16 protein-coding genes are annotated in these 22,595 nt (G+C 74.5%); 7 read left to right on the forward strand and 9 right to left on the reverse strand.

What is annotated here, in order from left to right; all coding sequences use genetic code 11:
- Positions 1-32: 32 nt before the first annotated feature.
- From ABC795_RS17395 to ABC795_RS17410, 4 genes are all read right to left on the reverse strand, one after another.
- Positions 33-233 carry a hypothetical protein gene (locus ABC795_RS17395; RefSeq protein ID WP_347058566.1) on the reverse strand — a complete coding sequence of 67 codons (201 nt, stop codon included), beginning with the start codon at positions 231-233 and terminating at the stop codon, positions 33-35.
- 94 nt (positions 234-327) lie between these two features.
- Positions 328-543 (reverse strand): hypothetical protein, encoded by a 216-nt coding sequence (locus tag ABC795_RS17400; protein ID WP_347058568.1) that lies wholly within the window; start codon positions 541-543, stop codon positions 328-330.
- Positions 544-577: 34 nt separating this feature from the next.
- Complete coding sequence (locus ABC795_RS17405; RefSeq protein ID WP_347058569.1) at positions 578-1,096, reverse strand: GNAT family N-acetyltransferase; 519 nt, start codon at positions 1,094-1,096, stop codon at positions 578-580.
- Positions 1,097-1,203: 107 nt separating this feature from the next.
- On the reverse strand, positions 1,204-2,763 hold the full coding sequence (locus ABC795_RS17410) for an LCP family protein (protein WP_347058571.1): 1,560 nt from the start codon (positions 2,761-2,763) through the stop codon (positions 1,204-1,206).
- 219 nt (positions 2,764-2,982) lie between these two features.
- Here ABC795_RS17410 and ABC795_RS17415 point away from each other — a divergent pair, with 219 nt between their 5' ends.
- The 4 genes from ABC795_RS17415 (at position 2,983) to ABC795_RS17430 (ending at position 8,340) form a co-directional block, all read left to right on the forward strand.
- Complete coding sequence (locus ABC795_RS17415; protein ID WP_347058573.1) at positions 2,983-3,933, forward strand: acyl-ACP desaturase; 951 nt, start codon at positions 2,983-2,985, stop codon at positions 3,931-3,933.
- 29 nt (positions 3,934-3,962) lie between these two features.
- Positions 3,963-4,766: an exodeoxyribonuclease III gene (locus ABC795_RS17420; protein WP_347058574.1), complete on the forward strand. Its 804-nt coding sequence runs from the start codon at positions 3,963-3,965 to the stop codon at positions 4,764-4,766.
- 86 nt (positions 4,767-4,852) lie between these two features.
- Positions 4,853-5,599, forward strand: coding sequence for a peroxide stress protein YaaA (gene yaaA / locus ABC795_RS17425; RefSeq protein ID WP_347058576.1), 747 nt, complete (start codon positions 4,853-4,855; stop codon positions 5,597-5,599).
- Positions 5,600-5,739: 140 nt separating this feature from the next.
- Positions 5,740-8,340 (forward strand): SpoIIE family protein phosphatase, encoded by a 2,601-nt coding sequence (locus ABC795_RS17430; RefSeq protein WP_347058578.1) that lies wholly within the window; start codon positions 5,740-5,742, stop codon positions 8,338-8,340.
- Here the strand turns inward: ABC795_RS17430 and ABC795_RS17435 are convergent, their stop codons facing one another.
- The gene (locus ABC795_RS17435) at positions 8,341-10,026 is read right to left on the reverse strand and encodes a DEAD/DEAH box helicase (RefSeq protein ID WP_347058580.1); all 1,686 of its coding nucleotides are present in this window, start codon (positions 10,024-10,026) and stop codon (positions 8,341-8,343) included. It lies immediately after the preceding gene.
- Between the two features lie 62 nt (positions 10,027-10,088).
- Between ABC795_RS17435 and ABC795_RS17440 the strand changes: the two genes are divergently transcribed.
- Positions 10,089-11,507, forward strand: a complete 1,419-nt coding sequence (locus ABC795_RS17440; protein ID WP_347058582.1) for an amidase — start codon at positions 10,089-10,091, stop codon at positions 11,505-11,507.
- An 81-nt stretch (positions 11,508-11,588) separates the two neighbouring features.
- Here the strand turns inward: ABC795_RS17440 and ABC795_RS17445 are convergent, their stop codons facing one another.
- The 4 genes from ABC795_RS17445 to ABC795_RS17460 form a co-directional block, all read right to left on the reverse strand.
- Positions 11,589-12,956, reverse strand: coding sequence for a glucose-6-phosphate dehydrogenase (locus ABC795_RS17445; RefSeq protein WP_347058584.1), 1,368 nt, complete (start codon positions 12,954-12,956; stop codon positions 11,589-11,591).
- Entirely contained in the window at positions 12,953-14,797 is a 1,845-nt protein-coding gene (locus ABC795_RS17450; protein ID WP_347058586.1) for a glycoside hydrolase family 15 protein, read from the reverse strand. The genes ABC795_RS17445 and ABC795_RS17450 overlap by 4 nt, the downstream gene beginning before the upstream one ends.
- 230 nt (positions 14,798-15,027) lie before the next feature.
- Positions 15,028-20,043 carry an NAD-glutamate dehydrogenase gene (locus tag ABC795_RS17455; RefSeq protein ID WP_347058587.1) on the reverse strand — a complete coding sequence of 1,672 codons (5,016 nt, stop codon included), beginning with the start codon at positions 20,041-20,043 and terminating at the stop codon, positions 15,028-15,030.
- A gap of 69 nt (positions 20,044-20,112) precedes the next feature.
- The gene (locus ABC795_RS17460; RefSeq protein WP_347058588.1) at positions 20,113-20,484 is read right to left on the reverse strand and encodes a phage holin family protein; all 372 of its coding nucleotides are present in this window, start codon (positions 20,482-20,484) and stop codon (positions 20,113-20,115) included.
- A gap of 212 nt (positions 20,485-20,696) precedes the next feature.
- Between ABC795_RS17460 and ABC795_RS17465 the strand changes: the two genes are divergently transcribed.
- Positions 20,697-21,890, forward strand: a complete 1,194-nt coding sequence (locus tag ABC795_RS17465; RefSeq protein WP_347058590.1) for an ATP-binding protein — start codon at positions 20,697-20,699, stop codon at positions 21,888-21,890.
- Between the two features lie 221 nt (positions 21,891-22,111).
- Complete coding sequence (locus tag ABC795_RS17470; RefSeq protein WP_347058592.1) at positions 22,112-22,570, forward strand: ATP-binding protein; 459 nt, start codon at positions 22,112-22,114, stop codon at positions 22,568-22,570.
- Positions 22,571-22,595: the final 25 nt, after the last annotated feature.

The raw sequence follows: 22,595 nt of genomic DNA on the forward strand, positions 1-22,595 counted from the left end.
CGAGCGGTTCCGGGCCACCGCCGTCTCCGGACTCAGGGGCTGAGCGTGGTGCCGAACGAGCCGCCCGCGAGCTTGCTCATCAGCTGAGTGCGGTCCAACCCCATCTCCGCCAGCGCGTCGCCGTCCCGATCGGTGTCGATCTGGCCACTGAAGCGCCCTTCCACCCGGTCGGCCGTGTCGTTGTCGCCCTCGGTGCGCAACACCCGCACCAGTTCCTGCGTGTCCAGCTTCACCTGCATCCTCCTTCGTCGCCGCTGTGGCCGGAGTGTGGTGCGCGACACCGGCGGCCGCAACGGCGGCGGCCACGGGAACCGGGCAGCGGCAGGCTCAGCCGCGGCCGGCGCGGCGGACCAGGACGGCACCGACGCCCGCCAGCGCGAGGGCGACGAGCAGCTGGGCGATACCTACGCCCACCTGGTCGCTGGCGAACCACGTCGGTGACGACACGAGGAGCACGAAGGCGATCCCGAGGACGAGCAGCCCGACCAGGTGCTCACGGCGGGCGGGGCGGGAGACGGGCGTGCCGGAGGACGGGTCGGTCATGCGCCCACCCTGCCAAACCGGTCCGCCCGGTGCGTCAGAGGCGGCAGACCATGGCGATCTCGTCGCGGTCGTCGCCGGGAGCGACCCGGATCGCACCGGGCAGCCGGCCGACCTCCCGGTAGCCGAGGCCCCGGTAGAACGCGTCCAGGCCGGTGCCCCCGCGGGCGGTCAGGTGGATGAACTCCCACCCCCGGTCCCGGGCGATGCGGTGCACCCCGTCCATCAGCACCCGGCCGAGCCCCTGACCCTGGCGCGAGGGGTGCACCTGCACCCGCAGGACGGTGCCCCAGTGGCGGCGCAGCGGGCTCAGCGACCCGACGATGCTCGCGAAACCCGCCGTCTCGCCGTCGACCTCGAGCAGGGCGAGCACGTTCCGACCGGAGTGGACGCCCTCCAGCAGCTTGTCGAGCAGCGGAACGACATCCTCCGGCGTCACCGGAGGCACGAGCCCGACGGCGCCCCCGGCATTGGTGACGTCGGTCCAGCAGGCGAGCAGCTCGGCGCGCAGCGCGGCGTCGACGCTGGCAACGGGCCGGACGGCAGCAGCGGGCACCCGCTCATTCTCCGGGGCGGCCGGGACCGCCCGGGAACCGCCCCCGCTCCGGGCGCCTCGAACCCTTGCGGCACCCTGCTGCAGATCGCCGACGTGCACCGACCCGCTCAGCCCTGCTTCGTCGGCGGCTCGCCCTCTGCCAGGGCCTCCTCCGCACGGACGGGGTCGTAGGCGCAGGCGTCGGCGACCTCGGTGACCGCATCGGCCGGGTCCGGCTCCCCGTCGGGGGCAGTGTCGGCCGCGGGGTCGGTCCCGTCCGCGGGAGCCGGTGCCGGTGCCGTTGCCGGCGGGTCGATCGCCTCCTGGACCAGCTGCCGGATCCGGTCGTAATCGGGGTAGGCCGGATCGATCAGGGGCGGGTCGAGCACCAGGCTGCGGATCTCGGCGTCCTTGACCAGGAAGGCCAGGTCCACGAAGTCGTCGAGCACCGAGCGCGGGATGTCGGTGCTGACGATGTCCTCGGTCGTCGCCGCCAGCCGCTGGTACCGCTGCAGGAGCGTCACCGGGTCCGCGGCGTCGACGATGGCGGAGACCGTGCACCGCTGCCGCGCCATGCGGTCGTAGTCGGTGAGGCCGAAGCGCCCACGGGCGAACTGCAGGGCGGTGAACCCGTCCATGTGCTTGTCCGGCCCCGGGGCGATGTAGTCGTCGGGCAGCTCACCGGTGCCCGGGTCGCCGTTGATCGGCACGTAGTAGTTGACGTTGACGGTGATCCCGCCGAGGGCGTCGACGAGCCGGCTGAACCCCTCCAGGTTCACCAGAACGAAGTAGTCGATGTCCAGGCCCAGCGCCTCGCCCACGCCGAGTTTCAGGAAGTCCGCGCCCGGGTCGTCGGTGGGGCCCAGGGCGTCGGGGTACCAGGCGGGGCCGTTGCGGTAGACGGCGTTGAGCAGGCTCTCGCTCTCGCTGCCGGCATCGAAGCCGTCGGGGTAAATCTCCCCCAGGGGGCTGTCGGCCGGGAAGGGCAGCTCCTGCAGGTTGCGCGGCAGGCTGATCAGGACGGTCTCGCCGGTTCCGGTGTCGACGCTCGCCACGATCACCGTGTCGGTGCGCACGCCCTCCCGGCCCTCGCCGCCGTCGCCCCCGAGCAGCAGCACGTTGACCCGGTCGCGGCCGCCGAAGAGCTCGGCGTCGTCCTCCGCGTCGTCGTCGGTGACGGTGACGGTCGCCGACCTGCGGTCGTCGTCGAACACGCCGGCGATGAGGTCCCGCGACGTCGCGGCCAGGTGCCCGGCGAAGGCGGCCGGGGCGGCGATCGCCGCGACGAGCACCGCCACCACCAACCCGCCGACGACGTGCCGTCCGCGGGAGGTCCGGGGCGGGACGAGCATCCGGTAGCCGGCCACCACCACGACGACCCACAGCAGCGCCAGGACCCCGATGCCGACGATGGCCCAGAGCAGGACGTCGGTGTCGACGGCAGTGCGGGCGGCCAACCGCTGCCCGCCGGTGGCCAGCCAGACGCCGGCGGCCACGAGCAGCAGGAAGACGGTGAGGACGACGGCACCGAGCCGACGGCGCCCGGCCGCGAGGAAGCCGGTGCCCGGCACCAGGGCACCCAGGACCGTCCAGCCCAGCGCTGCGCCGAAGCTGCGCTCCCGGGGGGGCCGGCGGACGCGGGATCCGCCCGCGGAACCGTCGACAGGGAGGTCCGGGCCGGCGCTCACGCGCCGACCGTCGCCATGCGCTGCCGGGTCATGCCACGATGATCGCACCGTTGCGCGGCAGAAGGGTCGCTCGGAGAGATGCCTGCGGGCGGCAAGTGCCGCTCCCTGTGCTGGGTGAGGGGTAGCGGCGGGCCGAACGGGGAACCCCTCGACGAGCACGCCCGAAGGTCACGCCGCACAGGTCACGACGGCGCAGTTCGAGTCCACCCGGAGGCCCCCATGCCCCAGACGTCCCCGCAGGCAGCCGTGCTGACCGAGCTCGAGCCCGTGGTCGCGGAGAACCTGGACCGCCACATCAGGATGGCGAAGGAATGGCATCCGCACGACTACGTCCCCTGGGACGAGGGGCGGAACTTCGCCTTCCTCGGCGGCCAGGACTGGTCACCCGAGCAATCCCGGCTGGATGCGACGGCCAAGGCGGCGATGTTCGTGAACCTGCTGACCGAGGACAACCTGCCCAGCTACCACCGCGAGATCGCCACCCGGTTCGGGAGGGACGGCGCCTGGGGACAGTGGGTGGGCCGCTGGACCGCGGAGGAGGGGCGGCACGGCGTCGCGCTGCGCGACTACCTCGTCGTCACCCGCGGCGTCGACCCCGTCGAGCTCGAGCGGGCCCGGATGGACTACATGACCACCGGTTACGACTCCGGGGACAAGAGCCCGCTCGAAGCCGTCGCCTACGTCTCCTTCCAGGAGCTGGCCACGCGGGTCTCCCACCGCAACACCGGCCGGGCCACCGGCGACCCGATCGCGGACAAGCTGCTGGCCCGCATCGCGACCGACGAGAACCTGCACATGATCTTCTACCGCAACCTCGTGACCGCGGCGTTCGACATCGACCCCGACGAGACGATGAAGGCCGTGGCCACCGAGGTCATGAACTTCGAGATGCCCGGCGCGAACATGGCGAACTTCCGGAAGAACTCGACGATCATCGCAAAGGCCGGCATCTACGACCTGCGGCTGCACCACGACGAGGTGGTCAGCCCGATCCTGCGCACCTGGAAGGTCTTCGAGCGCAGCGACCTCGGTCCCGAGGGCGAGCAGGCGCGCGAGCGGCTGGCCGAGTTCCTCGCCGGGCTCGACGCCCAGGCCACCAGATTCGTGGAGAGCCGCGAGCGCATGCGGGCCCGCATGGCCGCCAAGGGCGAGGTCCCCGTCCAGGTCTGAACGAGGACCGTTCCGTAGGGTCGATCGCCATGCGGCTGGCGACCTGGAACGTGAACTCGATCCGCACCCGAGCCGACCGGGTGGCCGCCTTCCTGCAGCGCCACGACGTCGACGTCCTGGCGCTGCAGGAGACCAAGTGTCGGGACGACCAGTTCCCCGAGATGGTGTTCACCGCCCTCGGCTACGAGGTGGCGCACGTCGGCCACTCGCAGTGGAACGGCGTCGCGATCCTGTCCCGGATCGGCCTCGACGACGTCACGACGGGCTTTCCCGGGATGCCGTCGTGGTCGTCGAAGGAGGGCGTGGCCCCCGCCCCGGAGGCTCGCGCGCTGGGCGCCACCTGTGGCGGAGTGCGGGTCTGGAGCCTCTACGTGCCCAACGGGCGCACGCTCACCGATCCCCATCTGCAGTACAAGCTGGACTGGCTGGAGGCCCTGCGGGTCGCCGCCGGCGGCTGGCTGGCCGACGACCCGACCGCGCCGGTGGCCCTGGTCGGCGACTGGAACATCGCACCGCAGGACGACGACGTCTGGGACATGTCGGTCTTCAGCACCTCGACGCACGTCTCCGCGCCGGAGCGGGCGGCCTTCCGGGCCGTCGTGGACGCCGGGTACGCCGACGTGGTGCGCCCGCACGCCCCGGGGCCGGGGGTCTACACCTACTGGGACTACACCCAGCTGCGGTTCCCCCGCCGCGAGGGCATGCGGATCGACTTCGTCCTGGGCTCGCCCGCGCTGGCCGACCGGGTCACCGGCGCCTTCATCGACCGCGCGGAGCGCAAGGGCAAGGGCGCCAGCGACCACGCCCCGGTGGTCGTCGACATCACCGGCTGAGGGCACCCGGCCTCTCCCCTCGCGCGCTCGCGGTGAGCCTCTGGACGGGCTGGAAGCGCCCGGGCAGGCACGTAGTGTGAGTCGCCGTGCTCGTGCTGCTGCCCCCGTCGGAGACCAAGGCCCCCGGGGGCGACGGGCCCCCGTTGGATCTCGGCTCGCTCACCGCACCCCAGCTCACGCCGGTGCGCAGGGAACTCGCCGAGGCCCTGGTGGAACTGGCCGGCGACGTCCCGGCGTCGCGGGCGGCCCTGGGCCTGTCGGCCAAGCAGGACGAGGAGATCGCCCGCAACGCGGCGCTGTTCACCTCTGGCACGCTTCCCGCGCTGCACCGCTACACCGGCGTGCTCTACGACGCGCTCGACGTCGGCTCGTTGACCCGGGGCCAGCGGGCCCGGGCCGACCGGCGGCTGGCCGTCGGCTCCGCCCTGTTCGGCCTCGTGGCCGGGAGCGACCGAATCCCCGCCTACCGGCTCTCGGCGGGCTCGGCCCTGCCGGGCCGCCCCACCCTGCGTTCGCTCTGGAAGCCTGCGCTCGGCCCGGTGCTGGCGGGCACCGACGGGCTCGTCGTCGATCTGCGCAGCGGGTCGTACGCCGCGCTCGCCCCGGTCGCCGGCGCGGTCACCGTCACGGTGCTCAGCGAGCGCCCGGACGGGAGTCGCGCGGTGGTCAGCCACTTCAACAAGGCGCACAAGGGCCGGATCGCCCGCCTGCTGGCCGGCACCACCGCCGAACCGGACGACGTCGTGGGGCTGCGGAGGCTGCTACGCCGGGCGGGGTTGCACGTGGAACAGAACGGCGGAGCGGCGGTCACGCTCGTCGTCCCGGCGCCCTGAGGGCCATGTCCGCGAGATCGATCCGGGGGGTTGGTTGCACGCAACCGTCTCTCCGTGACATAACTGCTGGGAACAGGCCACCCGAACAACGCGGTGCGCTGGTCGTCGGATCCGGCAATCGCCGGGGCGGAAGGGCACCGGTGGACGGGAAGGACCGCACGATCGACGCGGCACGTGGTCTCGGCGACCGGTCAGCGGCTCAGCTGCGCGCCGATCGCGTGCGTGTCGACGCCGCGCAGCGGCTGTTCCCCCTCGGCGACGGGCCCGCGCTGGACCGCCTCGCCGCGCTCGCCGCCCGCCTCCTGGGCACCTCGGGCAGCCAGGTTTCCCTGCTGGGCGATGTCCAGCTCGTCGCGGCCGGCACCGGCGAGGCCGACGTCGGCAGCACGGGCCCGCTCGAGGAGTCCCTCTGCACCGTGACGGCGGCGCTGCCCGACGGTGAGGCGCTGGTCATCCAGGACGCCCGGTCCGACGACCGGGTCAGCGGCCTGCCCCCGGTGCGCAGCGGCGCCGTCGGGTCCTACCTGGGGGTCGCGTTGTCCACCCCGGGCGACGGCCCGGTCGGCGCCCTCTGCGTCTTCGACCCCGAGCCCCGGCCGTGGGCGCCGTCGGAGGTCGCCACGCTGCAGCAGCTCGCCGCCTCGGTGGTCACCGAGCTGGAGCTGTCCAACCTGCTGCGCCGGTACGAGGACGACCGGCTGCGGTGGGAGCTGGCCACCGAGGCGGGCGAGGTCGGGACGTTCGACTGGAACCTGGTGACCGGGCAGCTGATCTGGGACGAGCAGCTGATCGCGATGTTCGGCTACGACGCCGAGGACTTCGACCGGACCATCGAGTCCTTCACAGCGCGCCTGCACCCCGACGACCAGGCGTCGGTGGGCGAGGCGCTGCAGCACGCCATCGAGACGTGCGGCGACTTCGACGCGACCTACCGGATCGTCCGCCCCGGCGGCGAGACCCGGTGGATGCACGCCCGCGGCCGGGCGCTCGCCGACCACCGTGAGCACGCGGTGCGGCTCCTCGGCGCGGGCTTCGACATCACCGGTGCGCGGGAAGCGGCGACCCTCGTCACCCGGACGCTCGAGGCGATGCCCGCCGGCTTCTACAGCCTCGACCGGGAGTGGCGCTTCACGCACGTGAACGCGGAGGCCGAGCGGCTGCTGCAGGCCACCCGCGACGAGTTGCTGGGGCGGGTGCTGTGGGAGGCGTTCCCGGACGCGGTCAACAGCGTCTTCGAGAAGAGCTACCGGGAGGCGGTGCGCACGGGGCAGCCCATCTCGTTCGACGCCTACTACCCCGCACCGCTGGACGGCTGGTACGAGCTGCGCGCCTGGCCGAGCCCCGACGGGTTGTCGGTGTACTTCCTGGAGGTCACCGAGCGGCGACGCATGGCGGAGCAGGCGGACCGCGCCGCCCAGCGGCTGGCGCTGCTGGCCAACGTCAGCGCCGACCTCGCCGGCGCCCTCGATCAGCAGGGCGCGATGGCCCACCTCCCCGAGCTCGTCGTCCCGGCCCTCGCCGACTTCTGCGTCGTCACCGTGGTGGACCCCGACGGCCGTCCCCGCGACGTCGGCTGCTGGCACCGCGACCCGGAGATGCGCCCGCTGCTGGAGCGGTACACCCAGGTGCGCATGGACTCCATGCCGGCGGACTCCCCCGCCGCCGACTCGCTGCGCACCGGCCGGCAGTACCGCAACGCCGGACGGGAGGTGCTGGACCTGCTGGCGCCCGGCGAGGCGCGGGACCTGCTCGCCCGGCTGGATCCGCGGGAGGCCGTCGTCCTGCCGATGCGCGGGCGCAACCGCACGCTGGGCCTGCTGACCGTCTACTACGACCGGGACACCCCGCTGCGGGCGGAGAACGTGGCGACCGCCCAGGAGGCGGCCGACCGGGCGGGCCTGGCGCTGGACAACGGGCGGCTCTACAGCGCCCAGCAGCAGCTGGCCGAGGGGCTGCAGCGCAGCCTGCTCACCGAGCCGCCGGAGCCCGACCACGCGGAGATCGCGGTGCGCTACCTCCCGGCCGCCGAGGCTGCCCGGGTGGGTGGCGACTGGTACGACGCCTTTCTGCAGCCGGGAGGCGCGACCATGCTGGTCATCGGCGACGTCGTGGGGCACGACACCGAGGCGGCGGCCGCCATGGGGCAGCTGCGCGGCCTGCTGCGCGGGGTGGCCACCTACAGCGACGCCGGTCCCGGCGAGGTGCTGCGCGGCCTCGACGCCTCCATGACGACGCTGCAGATCCCCACGCTGGCCACCGCGGCCGTGGCCCGGTTCGAGCAGACGCCCGACGAGCTGGCGGAGGGCGTCACCCGGATGCGCTGGGCGAACGCCGGCCACCTGCCCCCACTCGTGATCACCCCGGACGGCGCGATCGCGGAGCTCGGCGAGTGGACCGGCGACCTGCTGCTCGGGGTCGACGCGCAGGCGCAGCGGCGCGAGTCGGTGACGACCCTGCAGCGGGGCACCACGGTCCTCCTCTACACCGACGGGCTCGTCGAGCGCCGCGACTCCGACCTCGACGCCGGCATCCAGCGGCTGCGCGAGGCGCTGGTCGAGCTGGCCGGCCTCCCCCTCCAGCACCTGCTGGACGAGCTGCTGGAGCGGCTGGTCCACGGCCGGCCCGAGGACGACGTCGCGCTCGTCGCCGTCCGGCTGCACCCCCAGGACCGGCCCCGGCCGGCGGAGGCGGGGCCGACCCGGGTGCCCCCCACCGTGCCGCCGGACCCCGCCGGCACCTGATCAGGCGCGGTCCCGCCGCACCTGCGCCTTGCGGCCCTTGATCATGGTGGCCCGGAGCGCCTGGACGACCTCGTCGGCCGCGGACTCGGGCACCTCCACCAGCGCGAACCGCTGGTGGATCTCGATCGACCCGACGTCACGGCCGGTCAGCCCGGTCTCGCCGGTGATGGCGCCGACCAGGTCGCCCGGGCGGATCCCCGCGTCGCGCCCGGCCCCGACGAACAGGCGCGTGCCCTGCCCACCGCCTGACCGTTCCCGGGCCGGCGGCCTGCGGTCGCCGCCCCGGCCCGCGGGAGCCCGCCCGCCGTCCCGCTCGGGCCGGAAGGAGACCTGCGGGATCTCCTCGTCGTCGTCCACCGGCCCAGCGGCCTCGTGCGCCAGCTTGACCGCCGCCAGCGCGACCTCCATGAGGTCGAACTCGTCGGCGAGGGTCTCGACGACCACGCGGAACCGGTCGAGGTCGTCGGTCAGCAGGCTCTCCCGCAGCGCGCCGCGGGTGAGGTCGAGCCGGCGGGCGCGCAGATCGGCGACCGTGGGCACCTTCTCCACGGCGATCGGCGCGCCGGCGACCCGCTCGATCGTCTTGAGCATCCGGTGCTCGCGCGGCTCGGCGAGCGTGATCGCCACGCCCTCACGCCCGGCGCGGCCGACCCGGCCGATCCGGTGCACGTAGGACTCCGGCGCCGACGGGACGTCGTAGTTCACGACGTGGGTCAGCTGCTCGATGTCCAGCCCGCGGGCGGCGACGTCGGTGGCGACGAGCAGGTCCGCCGTCCCGCCGCGCAGCCGGCCCATCACCCGGTCGCGCTGCTCCTGGCTCATGCCGCCGTGCAGGGCCTCGGCCCGGTAGCCGCGGCCATTGAGGGTCTCGGTGAGCGAATCGACCTCCTCGCGGGTGCGGCAGAAGACGATCGCCGCCGTCGGGGCCTCGACGTCGAGGATGCGGCCCAGCGCGGCGGGTTTCGCCCCGCGCGGCACGACGTAGGCGGTCTGCCGGACGCGGGGGGCCTCGCCGGGCTGCGCGTTCTCCCGGGCGATGGTGATGCGCACCGGATCGGTGAGGTGCCGCCGGGCGAGCGAGTCCAGGCGCCGGGGCATGGTGGCCGAGAACAGCACGGTCTGCCGCGTCCCCGGCGTCTCCTCGAGGATCGCCTCGAGGTCCTCGGCGAAGCCCATGTCGAGCATCTCGTCGGCCTCGTCGAGGACCACGGTGGCGATCTGGCCGAGGTGCAGCGCGCCCCGGTTGAGCAGGTCCAGGGCCCGGCCGGGGGTGGCGACGACGACGTCGACCCCCGACTCCAGCGAGCGCAGCTGCCGCACGATCGGGGCGCCGCCGTAGACGGGCAGCACGCGGGCGCCGAGGCCGCGGCCGTAGCGGTGCAGCGCCTCCGAGACCTGGACGGCGAGCTCGCGGGTGGGCACCAGGACCAGCGCCGCCGGGGCGCGGTCGCTGCGGTGGGCGGGCAGCCGCTGCAGCACCGGCAGCGAGAAGGCAGCGGTCTTGCCGGTGCCGGTGGCGGCCTGGCCGAGCAGGTCGCGCCCCTCGGCCAGCGGCGGGATCGCCTCCCGCTGGATCGGGGTGGGCTCCTCGTAGCCGAGGGTGGTCAGGGCGGCCAACAGCTCCGGGCGCAGCCCGAGGTCCTCGAAGGTGGCGTCGTCGCCCGCGGAAGCTCGTTCGTCGGTCATCACCGACATCGTTCCCCCGATGCCGCCGGCACGCGCACCCGGGCTTCTGGCAGGCTGCCGGGGTGACCGCCGACGACGAGCTCTGCACCCGCCCCGCGACGGAGCTGGCCGCGCTGGTGCGCGACCGCCAGGTGTCGGCGCGGGAGCTGCTCGACGCGCACCTGGCGCGCATCGAGCGGCTGGACCCGCAGGTCAACGCCATCGTGACGCTGGACGCCGAGGGCGCCCGCGCCGCCGCCGACGCCGCCGATGCCGCGCAGGCGGCCGGTGAGCCGCTCGGCCCGCTCCACGGCCTGCCGGTGGCGCACAAGGACACCCACGCCACCGGTGGCATGCGGACGACGTGGGGCTCGCCGCTGCACCGCGACACCGTTCCGGCGCGCGACGAGCTGGTGGTGGCCCGGCTGAAGGCCGCCGGCGCGATCCGCATCGGCAAGACCAACGTGCCCGAGTTCGCCGCCGGGTCGCACACCTTCAACCCGGTGTTCGGGGCGACGCACAACCCCTACCGGCACGGGCTCTCCGCCGGCGGGTCCTCGGGCGGGGCGGCCGCGGCCCTGGCCGCGGGGTTCGTGCCGCTGGCCGAGGGCAGCGACATGGGCGGCTCGCTGCGCAACCCGGCCGGCTTCTGCAATGTCGTCGGGCTGCGGCCCACGCCGGGCCGGGTGCCCACGTGGCCGGCGCCGATGGGCTGGTCGACGCTCTCGGTGCAGGGGCCGATGGGCCGCACCGTCGGCGACGTGGCGCTGCAGCTGTCGGCTCTCGCCGGGCCCGACCCGCGGGTGCCGATCGCCCTGGACGGCGACCCGGCCGCGTTCCTGGCGCCCCTGCCCGAGCGGCTGGACGGGCTGCGGGTGGCCTGGGCGCCGGACCTCGGCGGCCGGGTGGCGGTCGACCCGGCGATCACCGCGGTGCTGACCGCTGCCCTGCCGGTGTTCGAGGACCTGGGCGCGCACGTCACCGAGGACTGCCCCGACCTCTCCGGCGCCGACGACGTGTTCGGCACCCTGCGGGCCTGGCTGTTCGACGCCTCGTTCAGCGACCTGGTCCGCCGGCACCCCGACCAGGTCAAGGAGTCGATCCACTGGAACGCGGCGATGGGCGCGGCGCTCACCGGCGCAGACCTCGCCCGTGCGGAGCAGCAGCACACGACGCTGCACGAGCGGGTCGTCGAGTTCTTCACCCGCTACGACGTGCTGCTGGCGCCGACGACGCAGGTGCTGCCCTTTCCCGTGGAGGTCGAGTACCCGACCGAGATCGGCGGGGTGCCGCAGGAGAACTACCTGGAGTGGATGCGCTCCTGCACGCTGCTGTCCCCCACCGGCTGCCCGGCGCTGTCCGTGCCCGGCGGTTTCACGCCGGACGGGCTGCCGGTCGGGCTGCAGGTCGTCGCGGCGCCGCGCATGGACCGGCGGGTCCTCGAGGTCGGTCACGCCTTCGAGCAGGCCACCCGCTTCGGCGGACGCCGTCCCGCCCTGTAACCGGGTCTATGCCTCTCTTGCGTGTTCGCTAGAGCGGTCGAGAGACGGCGAGATCGCCGATCTCGCCCGCTACGGCGGTGGTCAGCGCACGGGGCCGTCGGAGCCGGCGGGGTACTCCAGCAGCGGCACCTCGTCGGCCGCCCACGCGGCCAGGATCGGCTCGACGATCCGCCACGACTCCTCGGCCTCGACGTCGCTGATGGACAGCGCCGCCTCCCCGGCGAGCAGCTCCTGGAGCAGCAGCCCGTAGGCCGACAGCCGGGCCGGCGGCAGGTCCACCTCGAGCGCCCGGCGTTCGAGGTCGAACGGGTTCCCCGCGCCGTTGAGGTTGAGCTCCAGGCTGATCCCATCGGGGTCCAGGCGGAGGCGGAGGACGTCGGGCTCCGGCCGGCCCTCGCCGTCGTCCCGGCCGAAGGCCAGGTGCGGCACCGGCTTGAACCGCAGCACGATCTCGTGCCGGTCCGCGCCCAGCGCCTTGCCCGAGCGCAACCGGAACGGCACCCCGGCCCACCGCCAGTTGTCGATGCCGACGGTGTACTCGGCGTAGGTCTCGGTGCCGCGGTCGGCCTGGACGCCGGCCTCTGCGGTGTAGTCGGGCAGCGCGCGGTCGCCGACCGTGCCGGCGGTGTAACGGGCGCGCACGGTGTCGCGGCGCATGTCCTGCGGCGACCGGACGGCGCGCAGGACGTCGGACTTGCGGGCCGCCAGCGAGCGGGCGTCCATCGCCGTCGGCGGCTCCATCGCGACGACGGCGAGCATCTGCAGCAGGTGGTTCTGCAGCATGTCGCGCAGGGCGCCGGCGGTGTCGTAGTAGCCGGCCCGGCCTTCCAGCCCGAGCGTCTCGTCGAACACGATGTCGACCCGTTCCACGTGCTGGGCGTTCCAGAGCGGCTCGAACATCCGGTTGGCGAACCGCAGACCGAGGATGTTGAGGACCGTCTGCAGCGCCAGGAAGTGGTCGGTGCGGAACACCGCCTCCTCCGGCACCAGCCGGTGCAGGACGGCGTTGAGCGCCCGGGCGTCGGCCAGGTTCCGCCCGAACGGCTTCTCGACGGCGACGACCGCTCCCTCGGGCAACCCCACCTCGGCCAGCGCCTCCAGCGTCGGCAGGAAGACCGTGTTGGGCAGCGCGAGGTAGACCACCGGCACCCCGCCGGCCCGCTCCAGCCCGGCGCGCAGGTCCGCCGCCAGGGTGACGTCGCCGTGCCGGTAACCCAGCCGGTCGACCAGCCGCTCGCGCGACTCCTCCGGCACGTGCCCGGCGTGCTCGGCCAGCCGCTGGCGGGCCCAGTCGCGGTACTCGTCGTCGGACCAGTCCTCCTGGCTGATCGCCAGCACGTCCAGCGGCTGCTCCAGGACGCCGGCGTCGACGAGCTCGGCCAGGCCGGGGAGGAGCAGGCGGCCGGTGAGGTCGCCGGTGCCACCCAGGACGAGGAAGGAGCGCCTCATCGCCGCGCCTCCTCGGCCCGGGCGAGGTTCCACCCGCTGGCGATGACCCCGACGTGGCTGAACGCCTGCGGGAAGTTGCCGAGGAAGGCCCCGGTGGACGGGTCGATCTCCTCGGAGAGCAGCCCGAGCTCGGTCGCCCGCCCGCACAGCGAGTCGTAGAGGTCGTGGGCCTCGTCCAGCCGTCCCTGGCCGGCCAGGTTGTCGACGAGCCAGAAGCTGCAGAGCAGGAAGGCGCCCTCGCCCCCGGGCAGCCCGTCGGGCGAGTCGGTGTGCAGGTACCGGTAGAGCAGCCCGTCGCCGGCGTCGAGGTGCCGCCGCACCGCCTCGGTCGTCGCCACCATGCGGGGGTCGTCGGCCCGGATCAGCCGGCGCAGCGGCAGGGTCAGCAGCGAGCCGTCCAGGCCTCCACGGTCGCCCTGGCCGGGTGGGGCGAGGTGCTCGGTGAACGTACCGCGATCGGCGTCCCAGGCTTGCTCGAGCAGGGTGGCGCGGATCCGGTCGGCCTCCCGCTGCCACCGCTCCCGCGGGTACGGCAGCCCGCAGAGCTCCCCGATGCGCAGCGCCCGGTCGACGGCGACCTGGCACATCGCGACCGAGTAGGTGAACGGGCGGCCGGCGTCGCGGATCTCCCAGATCCCGTTGTCCGGGGTCGACCACTGGGCGATCGCCTGCTCGGTGAGCTCGCACAGCGCCCGCCACAGGGGCGGGTCCACCTGCCCGCCGGCGCGCACCCACTGGTAGGCGACGTCGAGCAGCTCGCCGTAGACGTCGTTCTGCACCTGCCTCGCCGCCCCGTTGCCCCACCGGACCGGCCGCGAGCCGCGGTAGCCGGAGAGCGCGAGGTCCTCCCACTCGATCCCCGGCCGGCGGCCGTCGAGGGTGTAGCAGATGCTGGCGCGGTCGTCCCGCTCGATGTTGCGCAGCGTCCAGGCGAGGAAGGCGTCGGACTCCTCCTGCATTCCGATCCGGCGCAGCGCGTAGCTGGAGAACGCGGCGTCGCGCACCCAGGTGAAGCGGTAGTCCCAGTTCCGGCTGCCGCCGATCTCCTCCGGCAGCGACGACGTCGCCGCCGCCATGATCGCCCCGGTCGGCGCGTGGTCGAGCAGCTTGAGCGTGAGCGCCGACCGCCGCACCAGGTCGTGCTGGGGGCCGGCGTACTCCAGCCGGGCGGCCCAGCTGCGCCAGGCCGACGCCGTCTGCTCGATCAGCCGCTCCGGCTGGGTGCGGGTCCGGGTGTGCGTGTCGCCGGACCACTGCAGCGCGACGGTCAGCTGCTCGCCCTCGGCCAGCGTCACCCGGCTGCGCAGGGCGCCGTCGCCGGCGACGGTCAGCGGGTGGGAGGAGGACACCAGGATCTCCAGCTGCGGCTGGGCGGCCCAGTGGATCCGCCAGGCGCCGAGCTCCGCCCGGACCAGGACGGCGTCCATGGGGGCCAACCGGACGTCGACCTCGACCGGGCCACCCACGGCGCGGGCCAGCCGCAGCAGCTCCCTGCGGCCTGACGGCACCGGCTCGGCGAGGTCAGCGCCCGAGCGCAGGGTGAGGCAGTCGGTGAGCTCCAGCCGCCCGTCCGGGCCCTCCAGCTCGGTCACCAGGATCCCGGTGTCGGGCACGTAGCGCTGGGCCGACTGCCGCAGGCCCACCGGCGTGACGGCGAAGCTGCCCCCGCGTTCGGCGTCCAGGATGCCGGCGAGGAACGGCCGGCTGTCGAAGTCCGGCACGCACAGCCACGGGATGCTGCCGTCCCGCGCCACGAGCGCGCAGGTGAGGCCGTCACCGATCAGGCCGTGGTCCTCGATGGGCAGGTAGCCGTCGGTGCGGCTGAGCGGGCGGAGCGGCACGGGGCGGTCCTCGGGTCGGCCGGCAAGGGTCCGTCGCACCCTGCCCACGCAGGCGACCGCCAACCCCACCGGAGATCACGGTCCCGTGACTCGGCGGTTCTACGCGTCTCTAGCGGCAGGGCTAGAGAGCGCTATGGCCCGTGAGAGCGCTGAGATGAGCGGCACGCCGACATCGCGAACGCCGGATACCGGCCGGACGCCCATCTCGACGTCAGACCGCCGCTGTAGGGCTACTTCTCCTCGCCGGGGTGCGGGAGGCGGCCGGCCTGGCGACGGCGGCGCAGCCCGCGCAGAGTCCGGACGGCGACCAGCAGCTCGGCCAGCTCCTGGCGGTCGCCGGCGGTGATGTCCGCGAGCTGTGCGGCGGCGCGGCGCTGGCCGATGTCCCAGCCCTCCTCCCACCGGCCCACCAGCTCGTCGGCCTGCTCGGCGTCGGAGGTGCGCCGGCTGAGCACGTCCGCGGTGAGTGCGGCCTGCTCCATGGCGAGGTCGTCGCGCAGCGAGGCGCGGGCCATCGACGGCCAGCGGCGGTCGCGCGGCAGGGCGATCACCAGCTCGCGCAGGGTCATCAGCCCCAGCCGCTCGGCGAGGCGCTGCATCACCCGGCCGGCGAGCGCCACGGGTGCCCCGGTGCGCTCGGCGACCACGGCGAGGTCGAGCGCGGCCGGCAGCAGCGGCGCGGCCGCGACACGGGCGGCCAGCTCGGCGGGGAGGCCCGACTCCTGCAGGCGCCCGGCGCGGGAGGCGTAGGACTCCGCCTCGGCACCCAGCAGCCAGCCGGGCAGACCGGTCTGCACCTCGGCCACCGACGCGGCGAACCGGTCCGTCACCTCCGCCAGCGGAAGCGGGTGCTCGGCGGTCAGGTCCGGCTGGCGCAGCAGCCAGCGGGTGGCCCGCTCCGCCAGGCGGGTCGCCTCGGTGCGGGCCTCCACCTGGGTGGCGGCCGGAACCTGGTTGTCCAGGGGCCGGAGCGCGTCCCACATCCGATCGATGCCGAACACCGCTCGGGCGACCGCGTGCGCCCGCACGACCGTCGCCAGCGGCACCCCGGTCTCCTCCACCAGCCGGTACAGCCCGGTGACCCCCGCGGTGTTGACCGCGCGGTTGGTGAGCGCGGTGCCGATGATCTCGCGGCGCAGCGGGTGGCTGGTGACCGCGGCGGGGAACCGGGTGCGCAGCGGGGCCGGGAAGTAGTCGACCAGCAGCTGCTCCAGCGCCGGGTCGTCGGGCAGCGACGACGCCAGCACCGCGTCCCCGGCCTGCAGCTTCGCGTAGGCCAGCAGCACCGACAGCTCGGGACCGGTGAGCGCCTGGCCGTCCCGCCGCCGCTCCCGGAGCGCGCGGTCGTCGGGCAGCGCCTCGACCGCGCGGTTGAGCTGCCCGGAGCGCTCCAGCGAGCGGATGAACCGCTCGTGGGAGTCCATCAGGCTGCGAGCCGCAGCGGTCTCCCCCGCGAGGGTCGCGTTCTGCGCGTGGTTGTCGGTGAGGACCGCGGCCGCGACGTCGTCGGACATCTCGGCGAGCAGCGCCGCCCGGCTCTCGGCGTCGATCCGCCCCTCGTCGACCACGCGGTTGAGCGCGATCTTGATGTTCACCTCGTGGTCGGAGGTGTCCACGCCGGCGGAGTTGTCGATGGCGTCGGTGTTCACCCGTCCGCCGGCGAGCGCGTACTCCACCCGGCCCCGCTGGGTGAGGCCGAGGTTGCCGCCCTCCCCCACGACCCGGACCCGCAGTTGGCCGCCGTCGACGCGGACCGCGTCGTTGGCCTTGTCGCCCACCTCGAGGTGGCTCTCCCCCGCGGCCTTCACGTACGTGCCGATGCCACCGTTGAACAGCAGATCGACCGGGGCGAGCAGCACCGCGCGGATCAGCTCGACCGGGGAGAGCGCCGCGACGTCGCGCGGCAGGCCGAGGGCGGTGCGCATCTGCTCGCTGACCGGGATCGACTTCGCCGTCCGCGGCCAGACACCGCCGCCCGCGCTGATCAGCGAGGTGTCGTAGTCGGCCCACGAGGAGCGGGGCAGGTCGAACAGCCGCCGGCGCTCGGCGAAGGACGCCCCCGCGTCCGGGGCCGGGTCGACGAACACGTGCCGGTGGTCGAACGCGGCCACCAGCCGGATGTGCTCCGACAGGAGCATGCCGTTGCCGAAGACGTCGCCGGACATGTCGCCGATGCCGACGACGGTGAAGTCCTCCCGCTGCACGTCGAGGCCCAGCTCCCGGAAGTGGCGGGTCACCGACTCCCAGGCGCCGCGGGCGGTGATGCCCATGGCCTTGTGGTCGTAGCCGACCGAGCCGCCGGAGGCGAAGGCGTCGCCCAGCCAGTAGCCGCGCTCGAGCGCCACGGAGTTGGCGAGGTCGGAGAAGGTCGCCGTCCCCTTGTCGGCGGCCACGACCAGGTAGCTGTCGTCGCCGTCGTGCCGGACCACCTTCTCCGGCGGCACGACCCGCCCGTCCACGAGGTTGTCGGTGAGCGCGAGCAGGGCGCCGACGAAGAGCCGGTAGCAGGCCTGGGCCTCGGCCACGACCTCCTCGCGGGAGGCGCCGTCCGGCGGGGGGTTCTTCACCACGAAGCCGCCCTTGGCGCCGGTCGGCACGATGACGGTGTTCTTGACCATCTGCGCCTTGACCAGGCCCAGGACCTCGGTGCGCAGGTCCTCGTGGCGGTCGGACCAGCGCAGGCCGCCGCGGGCGACCTTGCCGAACCGCAGGTGCACGCCCATCACCCGCGGCGAGCTGACCCACACCTCGTGGGCCGGTCGCGGCTCCGGCAGGTCGGGGACCTCGGCCGGGTCGAGCTTGAGGGCCAGCACCGGGTGGGTGGGGGACGACGTGGCGTAGTAGGTGGTCCGCTGGGTGGCGACGACGGCGGCCAGCAGCGAGCTGAGCACGCGGTCGGCGTCGAGGGAGGCGACCTCGCCGATCGACCGGCGCAGCGCCTCGACCAGCTCGGCCTGCCGGGCCCCCCGACCGTTCCCGCGCCCGGGCGAGAAACGGGTCTCGAACAGCGCGACCAACCGGGCGACGACGCCGGGGTGGGCGGCGAGCGTCCGCTCGACGTAGGCCTGGCTGAACGGCAGCCCGGCCTGGCGCAGCCACTGCACGTAGGCCCGCACCACCGTGACCTGCCGCCAGTCCAAACCCGCGAGCACGACCAAGGCGCCCAGCCCGTCGTCCTCGGCCTGCCCGCGCCAGACGGCGCCCACCGCGTCGGTGAACCGCTCGGGCAGCGAGCGCAGCAGCGGCAGGTCCACCGGCGGGACGGCGACGCCGAAGTCGTAGATCCAGGTGGGCGGCGCGCCGATCCGGTCGATCTCGTAGGGCCGCTCGTCGACGACGTCGACGCCCATGTTCTGCAGCATCGGCAGGATCTGGGACAGCAGCAGCCGCTCCCCCACCCGGTACACCGACAGCCGGCGCTCCCCCGGAGCGGCGCCGGCCGGGGTCCACAGCCGCAGCGCGAGGTCGCCCGGCGCCAGCCCCTCCAGGCGGACCAGGTCCGCCACGGCGCGGTCGGCCGGGAAGTCCTCCTGGTAGGCCGCCGGGAACGCGTCGGCGACCCGGGCGAAGACCTTCTCGGCGTCCGCGCCGAAGCGCGCCGAGAGGGCGGCGGCGAGGTCGTCGGTCCAGCTGCGCGCGGCCGCGGCCAGCTCGGCCTGCAGCGCCTCGACGTCGACGTCGACCGGCGGCGTGGAGCCGTGCCGCCCCACCGGCAGCCGGACGACGAAGTGCAGCCGGGCGAGCACCGACTCGGTGGAGCGGGCGGTGAACTCGATGCCGGAGCCGCCGAGCCGCTCGAGCAGCAGCCGCTGCATCGCCAGCCGGACGGCGGTGGTGTAGCGGTCGCGCGGCAGGTAGACCAGTGCGGACCAGAACCGCCCGGTGGGATCCCGCCGGAGGAACAGCCGGGTCTGCCGCCGCTCCTGCAGGTGCAGGACCGCCATCGCCACCGGCAGCAGCTCGTCGGCCCCCACCTGCATCAGCTCGTCGCGGGGGTAGGTCTCCAGGACGTCGAGCAACGCCTTGCCGGTGTGGCTGTCGGCCGGGACGCCGGATCCGGCGAGCACCTCGGCGGCCCGCCGCCGCACGATCGGGATGTCGAGGACGCTGCTGGTGTAGGCCACCGAGGGGAAGAGCCCGACCAGCCGGTACTGCCGCCGGGTGCCGCCGTCCCCGCCCGGCAGGGTGACGGTGACCAGGTCCAGCCACGCCCGCCGGTGCACGGTGGAGCGGATGTCGGCCTTGGTGACGTCGAGCAGGTGGGTGGCCGGGGTCTGGCCGGCCTCCGGGGTGCCCCCGGCCGGCCCGCTCATGTGGACGTCGCTGCGCAGGACGCCCAGGCCGCTGCCGGGGACGGGGCGGACGGCGGGGCGCCCCTCCCCCGCCAGCTCCACCTCGCGGGCGCCGAGCATCACGAAGTTGCCGTCGGCCAGCCAGCGCAGCAGCGCCGCGGCCTCGGCGGGGTCGTCGGAGGGGTCGCCGCCGGTGACCGGAGCGCCGGCGGGCACTGCCCGCTCGAGGCGTTCGGCGAGCTGCAGGACCCGCTCGTGCAGCCGGTCGGCGTCCTCCTGGACGGCGCGCACGTCGTCGAGCACGGTGCGCAACCCGGCGGCGAGGTCATCGGCAGCCTCGCCGTCCAGCGGGCCGTCCAGGACCACGGCGATCCACGACTCGGCGACCGCGTCTGGGCCGCAGGCGGCGGGGTCGGCGCTGTCGCAGAAGGCGGTGATCCGGCCGCGCAGGTCGCGGCGGACCACGAGGACGGGGTGGACGACGTGCTCCAGGGCGAACCCCTGGCGCACCACCTCGGCGGTGACCGAGTCGACCAGGAAGGGCATGTCGTCGGTGACCAGCCGGACCAGCGCGCGGCCGGCGCCCCGCCCCCGCGTGACCGGGCGCACGTCGACGGTCACGGCACCGATCGGCCGCACCTCGGCGAGAGCCAGGTGGCCCAGGGCCAGCGCAGCGAGGTCGGCCGCGTCGGTGGCGAGGACCTCCTCGGCGGGCTCGCTCCAGAAGTACCGGCGCAGGAACGCCGGCAGGTCCTCGGCGGTGCAGCCCGGGGGCAGCTCCGCCGGCCCGCGCCCGGTTCCGGTGACGGCGGCGCGGGCCGCCTCCAGCAGCAGCTGCTCCTTCTCGTCCCGACCGGCCTCCAGGGCGGCCAGCTCGGCGCGGGAGCCGCCACCGGGACCGCCGTCCCGGTCGCGCAGCCGGGTCCCCGGGACCGCACCGATGTCACTGGCCATGCCGGGCCACGGTACTGGCCCCTGGGACCCACGTCACGGCGCCACGGGGCAGCCGCCGGGCCGACCCGCTCAGCGGTCGAGCAGTTGGTCGGCCACCCAGCCGACGACGGCCAGGATCAGGCCGCCGATCACGGCGGTCCCGAACCCGTCGAGGGTCAGGCGGTCGGTGATGGCCGCGGTGAGGCCGAGCAGGGCCGCATTGACGATCAGCAGGAACAGGCCCAGCGTCAGCACGACGAACGGCAGCGAGAGCAGCCGCAGGATCGGGCCGACGATCGCGTTGACGACCCCGAAGATCAGCCCGATCCACAGGTAGCTGCCGTACTCGCCCAGCGGACCGTCGGGGTTCGGCAGGACCTCCAGCCCGGGGAGTACGTCGAAGTAGGTCAGCCCGTAGAAGGCCGCCGCGAAGATGACGACCTTGAGCAGGAACTTGATCACGCGCACGACGCTAGCGGCGCGACGGCCCGCACCGGGGGACATCGGGTCGTCCGGCCGTTTCTAGCTCCGCACCTAGACGGCGCCAGAGGACCGTCGACACCTGACGGGGAGGCCGTCCGGCCCGACGCGCACCTTTCACCCCGCGCGACACGCGGTAGATAGTTCTACCCATCTCTAGGGCAACGTCTAGACGAAGCCATACGGTGCTCGACATGGACCCCGTCCGGAACCCCTACGCGCCCGGCGCCGGCCAGCGCCCGCCGGAGCTGGCCGGCCGCGACGGCGAGCTGTCGGCGTTCGACGTGGTGCTCGAGCGGATCGCCCGCGGCCGCCCCGAGCGCTCCCTGGTGCTCACCGGGCTGCGCGGCGTCGGCAAGACGGTGTTGCTCAACCAGCTGCGGTCGGCCGCCATCGCGCGGGGCTGGGGCACCGGGAAGATCGAGGCCCGCCCCGAGCAGTCGCTGCGCCGGCCGGTCTCCTCCGCGCTGCACATGGCGCTGCGCGAGCTCGGCCCCCGCCACGGCGACCAGGAGTCGGTGGCGGAGGTGCTCGGCGTGGTCAAGGCGTTCGCGCAGCGGGTCAACGCACCGGAGGCGAAGGTGCGTGACCGCTGGCAACCGGGCATCGACGTGCCCGCGGCCACCGGGCGGGCCGACTCCGGTGACATGGAGATCGACCTGGTCGAGCTGCTCAGCGACGCCGCCGGGGTGGCCGCCGACATCGGCAGCGGCATCGCGCTGTTCATCGACGAGATGCAGGACGTGCAGCCCGACGACGTCTCGGCGATCTGCGCCGCCTGCCACGAGCTGTCCCAGCAGGGCGCACCGCTGATCGTCGTCGGCGCGGGCCTCCCCCACCTGCCGGCGGTCCTGTCGGCGTCCAAGAGCTACTCCGAGCGGCTGTTCCGCTACCTGCGCATCGACCGGCTCGAGCGCGAGGCCGCCGACCGCGCGCTCATCGCCCCCGCCGAGCGGGAGGACGTGATCTTCGAGCCGGCCGCGCTGGACGCGCTCTACGAGGCGGCGGACGGCTACCCCTACTTCGTGCAGGCCTACGGCAAGGTCACCTGGGACGTCGCGGCCTCCTCCCCCATCACCGCCGCCGACGTCGCCATGGCCGCGCCCGTCGCGGAGGCCGAGCTCGCGGTCGGCTTCTTCGGCTCCCGGTACGACCGCGCGACGCCCGCCGAGCGGGAGTACATGCACGCCATGGCCGAACTGGGCGGCCCGGGCGGAGCGGCGGTGGCGACGTCGGAGGTGGCCGTCTCCCTGAGCCGCAAGCCCGCGTCCCTCTCCCCCGCCCGCGACTCGCTGATCAAGAAGGGGCTCGTCTACTCCGCCGAGCGCGGCCAGATCGCCTTCACGGTGCCGCACTTCGGCCGCTTCCTCCTGCGCCACCCCGAGTAGCGGCCGCCCCGACCGGGGAGAGCGGAAGGCCACAACGACGCTGGAGGGGCCGCTCCCCCCTCGGGACGAGACGTGAGGCTGCACACACGCGGGGTTCCCACGGGGCGGGCGGAGCACGGAACCGCCCCGATCGAGGGGTAAGACGACGCAGCAGGGGGTTGACACCGCGCCCCCGGGGGCACACCTGGAGCCGGTCGGAGTCCGGACTCGAGGGGGAGAGCATGGGGCGACTCAGGTGGCCACTGCGCCCGCTGCCCGACGGACGGGGCGAGGTGTGGCGCTGGCGGCTGCGATCCCTCGCCGAGCTGCCCGCGGCCCGCGCCGGTCTGCGCCACCGGCTGGGCGACGTCGGCCTCCCGCACGACGAGGAGGACCCGGCCAGCGAGCAGCTCGTGCTGGCCTTCGACGAGCTGGCGTCCAACGCGCTGCGCCACGGCGCGTCGCCGGTGGTGGCCACCGTGGTCGCCGGCAGCGGCGGCTGGCTGCTCGACGTGAGCGACCGGGCGCCCGGGGCGATGCCGGCGCCGGCGGTCGACCGCGACCCCGCGAAGGGCGGCATGGGGCTGCAGCTGGTCGCCCGCCTGTCGGTCGCGCACGGCTGGTACGTCGACGAGGACCGCAAGCACGTCTGGGCCTGCCTGCCGACCAGCACCGCGGAGCGCGAGTACGCCCTCGCCTGAGCCGGGACACCGGGGCCCCGGACCG

The organism is Blastococcus sp. HT6-30 (genome assembly GCF_039729015.1).
Taxonomy (GTDB): domain Bacteria; phylum Actinomycetota; class Actinomycetes; order Mycobacteriales; family Geodermatophilaceae; genus Blastococcus.